This is a genomic window from Undibacterium sp. GW821-FHT11H02, from assembly GCF_058808015.1.
The window spans coordinates 15,770-27,867 of sequence record NZ_JBXARG010000034.1 but is presented as its reverse complement, the minus strand read 5'-3'; the positions used below and the strand labels follow the sequence as shown (position 1 = coordinate 27,867).

The 12,098-nt window shown below is 47.7% G+C and carries 7 protein-coding genes; 5 read left to right on the top strand and 2 right to left on the bottom strand.

From position 1 onward, the window contains the following. Nucleotides 1-91: 91 nt before the first annotated feature. Entirely contained in the window at nt 92-2,242 is a 2,151-nt protein-coding gene (locus AC1RR2_RS20575; RefSeq protein WP_493224157.1) for a S9 family peptidase, read from the bottom strand. A gap of 211 nt (nt 2,243-2,453) precedes the next feature. Here AC1RR2_RS20575 and AC1RR2_RS20570 point away from each other — a divergent pair, with 211 nt between their 5' ends. Together AC1RR2_RS20570 and AC1RR2_RS20565 are read left to right on the top strand one after the other, a co-directional pair. Continuing rightward, nucleotides 2,454-3,059 (top strand): YdeI/OmpD-associated family protein, encoded by a 606-nt coding sequence (locus AC1RR2_RS20570; protein ID WP_493224156.1) that lies wholly within the window; start codon nt 2,454-2,456, stop codon nt 3,057-3,059. Nucleotides 3,060-3,086: 27 nt separating this feature from the next. After that, on the top strand, nt 3,087-3,779 hold the full coding sequence (locus tag AC1RR2_RS20565; RefSeq protein WP_493224155.1) for a GNAT family N-acetyltransferase: 693 nt from the start codon (nt 3,087-3,089) through the stop codon (nt 3,777-3,779). Between the two features lie 263 nt (nt 3,780-4,042). Here the strand turns inward: AC1RR2_RS20565 and AC1RR2_RS20560 are convergent, their stop codons facing one another. Continuing rightward, on the bottom strand, nt 4,043-4,786 hold the full coding sequence (locus AC1RR2_RS20560; RefSeq protein ID WP_493224154.1) for a hypothetical protein: 744 nt from the start codon (nt 4,784-4,786) through the stop codon (nt 4,043-4,045). Nucleotides 4,787-5,118: 332 nt separating this feature from the next. Between AC1RR2_RS20560 and AC1RR2_RS20555 the strand changes: the two genes are divergently transcribed. The 3 genes from AC1RR2_RS20555 (at nt 5,119) to AC1RR2_RS20545 (ending at nt 12,051) form a co-directional block, all read left to right on the top strand. Next, nucleotides 5,119-6,375, top strand: a complete 1,257-nt coding sequence (locus AC1RR2_RS20555; RefSeq protein ID WP_493224153.1) for a DEAD/DEAH box helicase — start codon at nt 5,119-5,121, stop codon at nt 6,373-6,375. A 212-nt stretch (nt 6,376-6,587) separates the two neighbouring features. Further along, a complete protein-coding gene (locus AC1RR2_RS20550; RefSeq protein WP_493224152.1) occupies nt 6,588-8,075 on the top strand; it encodes an aminoacyl-histidine dipeptidase in 1,488 nt (495 codons plus the stop codon). A gap of 229 nt (nt 8,076-8,304) precedes the next feature. Beyond that, nucleotides 8,305-12,051, top strand: coding sequence for a response regulator (locus AC1RR2_RS20545; RefSeq protein ID WP_493224151.1), 3,747 nt, complete (start codon nt 8,305-8,307; stop codon nt 12,049-12,051). Nucleotides 12,052-12,098 lie beyond the last annotated feature (47 nt).

Here is a 12,098-nt window from a genome sequence, read left to right as displayed (position 1 = left end):
CAAACAAAATCGAGCTGGAACCCGCGCCGTTATGGTGTTTCTTAAGCTTTTATTGCAATTTAACCGGACACTAGTGAGTTAAGACAGCAATTTAAAACTTCGGCTGAGTCAAAGTCGGCGTACCACCAATATAACGCTGCAACCAGCTTTGAACTTCCCAATTCCAATGTATGGAATTTTGTGGCGACAATATCCAATGATTTTCATTCGGAAAAATCACCAAGCGAGACGGTATCTTCATACCTTGTAGTACACCATAGAGCGCTGTGCTATTCACATAAGGAACGCGATAATCAATTTCACCATGCGTCAGCAACATCGGTGTTTTGAAATTCTTGGCATAGGTCATAGGATTATTCTTTTGCATGATCTCGGCGTTACTCCAAGGATTGCCACCCAAAGTAATTTCAAAGGAATAATTGGTCGTATCCGAACCATATTGCGCGACCAGATCATTGACGCCGGCGTGATCGATAATCGTCGCAAATCGATCTGTATGGCCTGCCAACCATGCTGCCAAATAACCGCCGTAACTTGCGCCAGCAGCCGCAATGCGTTTGCTGTCAATGTTCCCGAGTCTTTGCATGAGATAGTCCGTGGAACGCAATACATCTTGCGTTGGCTTTTCACCCCATTGATGATTAATGCTACGGGCAAATTTTTCACCGAAGCCAGTAGAGCCATGGCGATTCACCCAGCTCACAATATAGCCGGGGGCCGCCATCACGTGCGCATTCCAACGGAAATTAAAGGCATTGCCCACCATCGTATGCGGACCGCCATGCATCAATTGTAGTAGTGGGTAAGATTTTGTTTTATCGTAATCTGGCGGCAAAATAAGCCAGCCTTGAACCTGTTCGTCGTTCGCACCTTTGAAGGTATAGGCTTCTACTTTGCCCAATTTAAATTTCGCCATCAGCTCGTCATTAAAATGTGTGAGTTGACGCAAATTTTTGCCATTGATGTCCATACTAAATAATTCATTTGGACGATCAAAACTACTACGCAAAAAGACGAGTTGGTTGCCAGCTTGCCTGAGCTTTGAAATACCAGCGTCACGCAGCACGCGCTCAAACTGATTGCCGTCGACCTTACTTGCAAAAACACTAGTTTCGCCCTGATCCTCAGCCACATTCCATAACTTGCTACTGTCTTTACTGATCACAAACTCGGCGACAGCGTAATCGCGCGCCTCGCTCACTGGCATGTTTTTTCCGGTGGCGAGATCATAGCGCCACAATTTGCTGGAACTACCGTCATAAATTGGCGTGGCGGTGCGTGTGTAGTAGAGCGTTTTTCCATCGGAAGAAAAACTGGGCGAGGCATCCGGTCCCCGATTGTCGATAGTAATATTTTTAGGTGCGCTATTTTCACCTAAAGCGATCAAAAAGATATCGGCATTATCGGCTTCCTGATGCGGCGCAGGAATACTATTTTTGCTTAATGCAACATAGCGTCCATCGGGAGAAATATGAAAATCAAAAGCACCAGGCGCGTTAAACAATTCTTGTGAAGTCGGCGTCAAGTCTTTCAGGGTTTTGCTTTCTAAGTCGAGTTGCAGCAAATGACTAGAGAGCTGATCTGTCAACCAATGATCAAAGAATCGATAGATCCTGTCTTCAGTGACTTTGGCCGTCATTTTACTATCGCGACGACGTTTGATTTCTTTCTTCATGGCCGCCATATCATCCGCACTCCACTTGCCTTTGAAGGCAGGGATCGCATTGCTAGCGATGATCAGGCTTTTGCCATTCGGCAGCCATTGTGGATTAGCCACGCCGTAAGGCAGCTCTAACACTTTCTCCGCTTCGCCCCCATCTAAACGTAAAACATACAAGGCTGGCGCTTCATCATCAACACGACGTGAGGTAAAAGCGATGCGTGTACCGTCCGGGCTCCAGACCGCAGCACTATCATTAGCATCAGCGGTGGTTAAGCGCCTTTGATTTCCACCTTGCGCATCCATCAACCAGATATTCGTTTGTGGACGATTTTTTTCTATAGACCAGCTTTGCACCGTGAAGGCAATCTGCTTTTGATCTGGCGATACAGAGGGGTTATCAATACGTTTAATCGCCCACAAATCCTGCGGCGTGATCGCGCGTTGTGTGGTGTCGGCCAATACAGTGCCAGTAGTAGTTGCAGCAGCACCGAAGCTAGCGCTACAACTAGCGATCAAAATAGCCCATCCTGTCGTGCGCAGGCTGTGATGGACAAATGAATAGGCATGCTTTATTTTCATTTTTATCATCCTTTAAAATAGTAAAACTTGGACACTGACTTAGCCAATAAGTTGAGCCCCGCCAAAGAAGAAAAGACGCCGCGAGCAATCTGGTGGCCGAGACATAATACGCCTATCCCTCTCTGATATAGCGACACTTATGTGATAATTGAGCGGCTAAATTATTGTGCCGCAAAATTCTGTCTCAACTCAGCCTCAGCGAGAAAATATCATGGGAAGCCAAGATCCACGTATCGATATCTATATCGAAAAATCAGCCGAATTTGCACAGCCCATCTTGCGCCATATACGCGCCATGGTGCATCAACATTGCCCAGACGCCAGCGAAACCATTAAATGGAGCATGCCGCATTTCGAATATAAGGGCGGCATTTTTTGCCATTTTGCGGCATTCAAGCAGCATTGCGCATTAGGCTTTTGGCTGGGTGCGATGTTGCAAATCAACACCAAACTAGAAAAAGCCATGGGTGACTTTGGCCGCATCACATCACTGGACGACATGCCCAATGATCGAGACTTTGCGGCGCTATTGAAGGAAGCCATCAAGCTACATGACGCAGGTGTCAAAATCCCTGCGCGCAGCAAAACAGGGGCTGAGAAAAAAGAGCTAGAAATTCCACCAGCATTTCTGGCGGCGATTAAAAAAAACAAATTGGCTTTCGCGACCTTCGAGGCTTTTCCCTATTCTCAGAAAAAAGAATATGTCATGTGGTACAGCGAAGCCAAAACCGAAGCGACGCGCGACAAGCGTTTAGCACAAGCCATAGAATGGATGGCAGAAGGCAAACGCCGCAATTGGAAATATGAAAAGTGTTAGTTCAACATTTTCTCTAAAGAAAACACCATGGCCCAACTACTCGATAATGTTTTCTGGCACAGCTTAAGCGGTGCCCATGCTTGTTACGCTTCAGGTGAAGGCAAAGCACGGCGATATGCCCAAGGTTTTTCGCCGATACTCGGTTTTGAAGATGCCGAGCATCCTGACTTCAATGCCTTGCTAGCTTACTGTGATCGCGGTGAACATTTTTATTGCGCTGATTGGCAAGGCACGGTACCTGATGGTTGGCAAGTACACGTAGAAAAGACCATGTTCCGTATGTATTGGGATGGTGCGATGCCTGCCGCAGTTGAGGACAAGAATGAAGGTAATTTTGTACTGCGTACATTGAATCAGGACGATGCAGCTCAAGCTTTAGAACTAGCGATTCTGACCAATCCCGGCCCATTTGGATTACGTACCATAGAACTGGGAGAATATCTCGGATACTTCATCGGAGAACGCTTAATTGCGATGGCAGGCGAGCGTAGCTATGCACCACCTTATCGTGAAGTCAGCGGCGTTTGTACCCATCCCGATTTTCAAGGACAAGGATTGGCGCGACGCTTGATGCACAAAATTATCCGACGCCAATTGCTAGCCGACGAAATCCCATTCCTGCATGTGATGAGCCACAATACCGCTGCACATGAACTCTATCTGCGCATGGGTTTCAAAGATTACTGCGAAACCGCGGTCAGAGTTGTGTCGCGTATTTAATTCAATAAGCTTGTCAGGCAGCGATAACTTTGGAGGGTAAATCCATCTAATCCACTTGAACGATCTCAGTTCAAAAAACCAAAACCCCTCAACGCTGAGACGCTGAGGCGCTGAGGAAAAACGAAAACAGAGAAAAATGTAACTTTCTGATTTTCTCAAAATGACTTGATCTCAATGAGATGAAATCTGAAAAATTTTGGTATTTCTCTTCCTATCTCTGCGTCTCGGCGTTGAAGGGTTTTCTCATATTTGATACCGATAAATTATGTAGGGACTGCCTTACTTAACTTTGTCAAGCCAGCGATCACGCGCATAGAACGACCGTAGTGATAATTGATTTGCTGTTCGCCATACCGATGTTCACTCGCCACAGGACAACTAACGCGCGCCACACAAGTATCTTTGCAGCGTGAATCCTCTTGCTGTCGATAGCCGACGCATTTAAGTAAATGAAACTCGCCATCATCTAATGCTTGTGCGGGGCAACTATGAATGCAGATTTTTGTGCTGCAATCATGACAAGGCGATGTCGTCTCTACTGGCGTGGTCGGCGGCAAATTGGTGTTGGCTAAAATCATAGCGCGATACGCAAACCAAGAACCAAAAGTAGTGTTGATTCCCACCATAAATGGCGAAGCATGATGCCAACCTGCCAGCTTCCCTAATTCTTGCAGGCTAAGGGTATAGGCACCTGGATAAATAATTTCATAGGCTGCACCGGCGAGCTCATGATCAAAAAATTGCCGTACCACCGACACCGTGAAATCATCGACCGGATGATTGCCTGCCTCGGTGTTGATATCCACACCAGTTGCCAGCAAGGATTGCCAAAACAGTTGACCACCGTGTCCAATCAAAATCATCTGGCGATAATTCAGCGCCTGTGGACAGCGCTCGATCAACATCTCATGCGCTTCTGGCGACAAGCTAGCGATATCAAATACGGCATGGCAATTAAGGCCAGCATCGTTCAACAGCGATGACGAAAGAGTTTGGTAGGGATTCATGCGCTATTGTCATAAAAAAAAGAATCTATTTTACCGTGCTTGGGCGCTCCGATTATCGAAGAATTGCCGTAATTATTCAGCCACATTACTTTAAATAAAAAGCACACACCTCAAATCCGAGACGCAGAGGCGCTGAGGTGCGCAGAGAAAAGCGAAGATATTACTGGTTTACTCCGCGTATCTCCGAGTCTCAACGTTGAAGGGTTTTGATCTTTCTTATAGAGGCTGAATGACTACGAATTGCCGAAGATATCGTAGTCACGCCAATATCGTTTAAAATCTTGCTATTCCGCAGTGCACCTACGCGCCGCTCCTCTCTTTCGAAATTCACCATGCCATTTTCCAATCTAGGTTTATCCAGCGCCCTTTTAAATGCCGTTCAAGCACGCGCCTATCAGCAGCCCACTGCTATACAAAGCGATGTTATTCCTAGCTTGTTGGCCGGGCGAGATGTATTGGCCACTGCACAAACCGGATCAGGTAAAACGGCAGCTTACTGCCTGCCCATACTAGAACGTTATTTGCAGCACAAGAAGCAGGCGCAAAGAAATGTGCAAACTTTAATCCTGGTTCCTACGCGTGAGTTAGCGGTGCAAGTCGGTGATACATTGCGGAGTTTAAGTCAGGCATTTCCACAAGCACCTAAGCTTGCCGTGTTATTTGGCGGGATCTCCATTAATCCACAAATGCTGCATTTGCGTGGTGGCGCTGATATCGTGATTGCGACACCTGGTCGCTTGCTCGATCTGGTCAGCAAAAATGCCTTGAAATTGGATGAAGTAAGCTGTCTGGTTTTGGATGAAGCTGACCGTATGTTGGCATTGGGTTTCGCTGATGAGTTGCAACAGGTGCTCAAGCTATTACCTGAGCAACGACAAAATTGTTTTTTCTCAGCGACCTTCGCGCCGAATGTAACGACACTGGCCGAAGCCCTACTAAGCGATCCACATCGTATCAATATTCCCAGCACAGAAGAAGGCAAACCCGATATTCAACAACGGGCCATCATCGTCGATGCCAAACAACGCACACAATTGCTACGTCAGCTATTTCAAAACGAAAAATGGTCACGTGTTCTGGTATTCGTGGCGACTAAATATGCCGCTGATTTGATCTCAACGAAATTGCGCCGCGCTCATATCAGCGCCGAAGCTTTTCATGGCGAACAAACCCAAGGCAAACGTAGTCAGGTCATCGCCGATTTTAAGGCCTCGCGCGTCAAGATCGTTGTGGCTACCGATGTCGCAGCGCGTGGCCTTGATATCAGTCAATTACCTGTTGTGGTGAATTTTGATCTGCCGCGTTCCAGCGATGATTATCTGCATAGAATTGGTCGTACTGGACGCGCGGGTGAAGCTGGCTTGGCGGTCAGTTTTATCTGCGCCGATGCCGCTAACGAAGCGCATTTCCGTTTGATAGAGCAACGTCATGGTTTTAAAATTCCACGTGAGCAAATTGCAGGATTTGAACCCAACGCCGAAAGTCTGGCGGCTACTGAAACAATACGCCCGCTCGATCCAAATGGTGGCATTAAAGGCAAGCGCCCAAGTAAGAAAGATAAACTCAGAGCCTTGCAAAAAAACAGCTGAACAATAAGAAATTTTTATTGTTAAGAAAAATCACGACCCTCAACGCCGAGGAGCGCAGAGAAAAACGTAGTAAGGCCTTTTGCTTCCTCTCTTTTCGTTATTTCGGGGCCTCAGTGCCTCGGCGTTGAGGGGTGAAAGCCTAATTTAATGGCTGTAATGCTAAACTACCGCCCTCCACATTTTTAAAAGCGCACTGCGCTTCTGTTTACGCTATGACCAACGCAATTCTGAACCACATCGCCGACTCTCCCCTACAGCAACTCTACCCACAGCCTTTATGGCAGTGGTTTGCACAAATCTGCGCAATACCCCATCCATCCAAACATGAAGCGGCATTAAGTGCACATATACAAGCTTGGGCAAAACAACGTGGCTTAGCGGTAATCGTCGATCAGGTCGGTAATTTAATTATTCGCAAACCGGCCACTGCCGGTATGGAAGATCGCAAGACTGTCGTGATCCAGGCGCATCTCGATATGGTGCCGCAAAAAAATGCGGACAAAGTTCATGACTTCACCAAGGATCCTATTGAAGCTTGGGTCGATGGCGAATGGGTTAAAGCCCGTGGCACGACTTTGGGCTCAGACAACGGTATCGGTATGTCTTCTGCGCTAGCAATTTTAGGTGCCAGCGATATTCCGCACGGCCCTTTAGAGGTACTGTTAACCGTCGATGAAGAAGCTGGCATGTCCGGCGCTTTCGGCCTGCAGGCTGGCATACTCGAAGCTGAAATTCTGATCAACACCGATTCAGAACAAGAAGGCGAAATCTATATGGGTTGTGCGGGTGGCGTTGACGCTAAAATCAATTTGCCCGTGCAGTGGCGAGAAGCCGATCCAACGCATGTCGCTTATAGCTTAAGTATCTCGGGTTTAAAAGGTGGTCACTCCGGTGTCAATATTCATCTCGGTCGCGGCAATGCGAATAAATTGTTGGCACGTTTTTTTGCAGGCCACGCGAGCGAACTTGGCCTCAGGATCAGTCATCTGCAAGGTGGTTCCTTGCGCAATGCGATACCGCGTGAAGCCTCATGCAGTTTTACTTTACCAGTCGACAAACTAGAATTATTGCAGCAACGCGTGGCGCAATATCAAGCTATCCTGCAAGCCGAACTCGCCGCGACTGAACCTTCACTCAAATTAAGTCTCAGCGACGCCGCAGCTCCCGCTCAAGTTCTGCAAATCAGAGCGCAGCAACAATTAATCAATCTGATCAATAGCTGCCCGAACGGCGTGATGCGCATGAGCGATGAAGTCGCAGGCGTAGTCGAGAGTTCCTTGAATCTGGGTGTAATCAGCACTTTAGAAGACAGTATCAGCCTCATTTGCATGGTGCGTTCCTTGATAGACAGTGGTCGTGCGAATATTGAAAGTCATTTGCAATCACTGTGCGATCTGGCGGGTGCCGAAGTCAAATTTGAAGGATGCTACCCGGGCTGGAAACCTGACAACAGTTCACCTGTCATGGCCATCGTAAAAGCGACCTACGAAAGCATTTATCAACGTGAGCCAGAGATCATGGTGATACACGCAGGCTTAGAATGTGGTTTGTTCAAAAAACCTTATCCGCATCTCGATATGGTATCAATTGGCCCGACAATACGCTTCCCACATGGACCCGATGAAATGGTCAATATTAAAACCGTGGGTCAATATTGGGATTTATTATTGGCAGTATTGGCACGCATCCCAACAAAATAAGCGTTTAACGCGCAAACTGGCAGCCTCACCCAAAATGAATTGAACTATATCTAGGTAGGCAAAAAATTTTGGGTCAGGCGATCGCACGCTCATCTACCAAATGCGTTTACCGAAACGATCAAAATGCAAGTTAAATCGGTTTGGATTCTCAATTTTCCATTCAAACAACACTCAATTGCAAATACGCCATATCTCGCTAAAATAGAAAAATCGACTTTGGGAGAGCATGATGACAGTTGCGCAAAGAATGATGTTGCTGACAGGTGTAATCGTCTTTGGCATTACGGTCGTCATAGGCACTTTGCTTTACATGCTCGAGCGCGTTTATGAGAGTGCCAATGCGGGCAATGCCAATGTGGTTCCCAGCCTGGTGATTCTGGATGAATTACGTGAAGGCGTATTGGAAACTCGCAATTTATTACGCACCCATATTCTAAGTGACGACGATAGCGCTAGCAGCGCGATTGAGAACCAATTAACTCACTACAAAAATCAAGTCGACGACAAACTCAATAGTTATGAGTTTAACGGGTGTGGCGGCCAGTCTTGTTTGGTTGATGACAAAGACGCCAACTATCTGAAAGAGATCAAATCTCATTGGCAACGATATGCGCTGACTCTTCCAGCAATGTTGTCAGAATCTCGTAAGCTCCAAGCGGACTTAGTCAAAACGCGGGCATTGATAGCGCAAACCCAAACCGTCGCTTTAGAGAAGCAAATCTCCGTGCTCATTGACGAGCATATTAAATACAATATCGAACTCGCCAAGCGCTCATCAGATGCGGGCACGGCCACCAAGCGCATCGCTCTTTTCGTTTCAGCCGCGCTAGGATTCGTCCTGATTGGTGGCGTCTTTTTATTAGGAATGTTCACCCGCCGCGCCATACTCAAAATTTTAGGTGGAGAACCAGCAACAGCGACACTACTGGTAAAACAAATCGCTGAGGGCGATCTGCGTTTCAGCCAGGACTTGCAGCATGCAGAAGAGGACAGCCTGCTCGCCAACGTCAAGACCATGAGGGATAATTTAGAAGTCTTAGCACGCCAAGCTGATAAGGTCGGGCGCGGCGACCTCAGCGTTGAAGTCATCGCTCGTTCTGATGCGGATCGCCTAGGTCATGCATTTAAAAACATGGTTGATCTCTTACGTCTCGCAAGCAAAGAAGACCAGGAACGCAATTGGTTGAAAGACGGCATCAATCAACTCAACCAACAACTCACCGGCGACCTGAGTTCACAACAAGTAGTGGATATTGCAATCGCCAGCTTAGGGCGTTATCTGAACGCAGGTCGCGGCGTATTGTATCTATGGCGCCCAAGCACAGAGCAACTAGATTTACTCGGCAGTTATATGTACACCGAGCGTAATCAAGTCGGCAGCCACTTTCAACTGGGCGAAGGTGCTATAGGTCAGGTGGCACGTGAGCGCAAACCTATCATTCTGACCACCCTAAACAATGACGGCGCCCCTATCGTTACGGGCACGAGTTGTGTTCAGCCACTCTATACTTATACCTATCCTTTATTGCGCGATGAAACCCTGCTTGGCGTGATCGAGCTTGCCAGCGTCGAACGCTACGACGAAGTCAAAGTGCGCTTCCTAAGTAACGCGGTCGAGACAATCGCCTCCTATTTATATGTCGCGGAACAGCAAAGCAATATCCGCGAACTCTTAATCGTGGCCGAAAAAGCCGAGCTCGAAGCGCGCACGCAAAGCGAGTACCTGCAATTGGCCAATAGCCAGATGGAAGAACAGCAGCAGCAATTGCAACAGCAAAGTGAAGAACTCAGGCAAACCAATGACCAGATGCAGGAACAGCAGCGCCTCTTAGAGCAAAACAATGAATCGCTGCGTCTCGCTCAAGCAGAAACCGCGGCCAAAGCACAGCAGTTAGAACAGTCTGGTCAATACAAAACTGAGTTTTTGGCAAACATGTCACACGAGTTGCGCACGCCATTAAACGCCATCATCTTATTGTCTAAAATGATGATGAAAAACGCCGATGCGACTTTACTGGCAGAAGACGTAAAACGAGCGGAAGTCATCCATCGTTCTGGACGTGATCTCTTAGGCCTGATTAATGATGTACTCGATTTGTCCAAAATTGAGGCCGGCAGAATGGAATTGAGTACCAGTTCACTTTCAAGCTCGGCGTTCACTCAGAACTTGCAAGACTTGTTCAGCGCTATTGCCGAAGAACGCGGCGTCAAGTTTGAAATTGAAGACAACTATGCCGGCGAGATTCATACTGATCAAGATAAGTTGGCACAGATACTACGTAACTTATTGTCGAATGCCTTCAAGTTCACCAAGCAAGGACAAGTCAAACTCCGTATCGATTATAGAGCCACAGATAGCTTACCAATACGCATTGCCGTTATCGACAGCGGCATAGGCATTCCACTCGATCGCCAACAAGCCATTTTCGAAGCTTTCCGTCAGGGCGACGGATCCACCTCACGCGAATACGGTGGCACCGGCCTGGGACTAACAATTAGCCTGCGGATCGCGCAATTATTAGGCGGCACCATAGAATTAAAAAGCACGATGGGCCAAGGCAGCACATTTTGCTTGTGCTTACCCAATGTCCCCCCCGCCACTGACACCTCGTCGGGCAGCCCTACACAAACCGGTTCACAATTATCCACCATCATTCAGCCGCAAGCGCAGACCCGACCACCACTACCAAAATCCAAGCTATCCGGATCAGACCTCCGCGCAAGTACCGACATAGCGCAGCAAGCTATAAATGCTGACGATAGAGAAAACTTACAGGCTGGCGACAAAGTCATATTATTGATCGACGACGACCACGACTTTGGTGTCGCTGTGATCGACATCAATCGCCGTCTAGGCTATAAAACCTTGCTGGCCACGACGGGAGCGGATGGCTTAGCATACGCCGCGAAATACCGCCCTGGTGGTATTTTGCTGGATCTGGGTCTACCGGACATGGATGGCATCAGCCTACTTCAGGAATTAAAAACGACCCAGGAGTTAGCGGCAATACCGGTCTATATCGTATCGGCCAGAGATCGCGATCAAATCCAGCAGCAACACGACATCGTGGGATTTTTACAAAAACCGATAGACAGTGAAGCCTTAGCCGAAGCCGAACGTCGCTTGCTGCCAGAGCTCCTAGACCTACGCAGCGATGCGATTTTGATCCTGAGTAATGGCGGAATCGACGCTAGCGAAGTACGGCATTTATTCCAACTTGAGCACAAACCAATTCCAGAAAAAATTCAAGAATGGACAGAGCACGCGCTTTCTGCCGCTAGTTTGACCAACACTCTTTTAGACTATCCTTGGTCGCTCTGCATCATTGACCTGACTGGAAGAAGCGTAGAGCAAGGTATGACACTTGCCGCCACAGTAAGGCAGACACGGGCGGAACTAGCGTTGATGTTTTTTTCCAGCGCCTCATTGAGCGACGAGACCGAAGCGCGTTTGCGTCCCTATTCTGACAGCATTATTGTCAAGACATCGCGCTCACCAGCGCGCTTGCTGGACAATATTGAATATTTCCTGCAAAACATCAATCAAAACAGGCGCAATTTAAGGGATAGTAAGCTCGTCACCAGCAATCAAAAACGCTTAGTGGGTGCGACTATTTTGGTAGTCGACGATGACCTGCGCAATCTGTTCGTGGTGACACAAGCTCTGGAACAAAACGGTGCCAAAGTCGTCACCGCAGTCAATGGTCGTCAGGCATTAGAAGTCTTAGAAAAAAATCAGGTGGGATTGATTTTTATGGACATTATGATGCCGGAAATGGATGGCTATCAAGCCATTGCTGGCATCCGCGCCAACCCTAAATTTAGTAACACGGGCATAGTAGCGCTGAGCGCAAAAGCCATGCTACAAGACCGCCAAAATATCATCAACGCCGGTGCCAATGATTATCTATCCAAACCTGTGGACTATGATGATCTGATTACAATGGCAGAAAAATGGACTCACACTACTTCCTAGGGGAACGCTATTAACATCACCCGGCGCCGCATAGGATCTCAAACGAG

Excerpts from the sequence above, each read along its gene's own strand:
- AC1RR2_RS20555 (WP_493224153.1), top strand. The coding sequence starts at position 5,119 with ATGCCATTTTCCAATCTAGGTTTATCCAGCGCCCTTTTAAATGCCGTT.
- AC1RR2_RS20575 (WP_493224157.1), bottom strand. The coding sequence starts at position 2,242 with ATGAAAATAAAGCATGCCTATTCATTTGTCCATCACAGCCTGCGCACG.
- AC1RR2_RS20570 (WP_493224156.1), top strand. The coding sequence starts at position 2,454 with ATGGGAAGCCAAGATCCACGTATCGATATCTATATCGAAAAATCAGCC.
- AC1RR2_RS20545 (WP_493224151.1), top strand. The coding sequence starts at position 8,305 with ATGACAGTTGCGCAAAGAATGATGTTGCTGACAGGTGTAATCGTCTTT.
- AC1RR2_RS20565 (WP_493224155.1), top strand. The coding sequence starts at position 3,087 with ATGGCCCAACTACTCGATAATGTTTTCTGGCACAGCTTAAGCGGTGCC.
- AC1RR2_RS20550 (WP_493224152.1), top strand. The coding sequence starts at position 6,588 with ATGACCAACGCAATTCTGAACCACATCGCCGACTCTCCCCTACAGCAA.
- AC1RR2_RS20560 (WP_493224154.1), bottom strand. The coding sequence starts at position 4,786 with ATGAATCCCTACCAAACTCTTTCGTCATCGCTGTTGAACGATGCTGGC.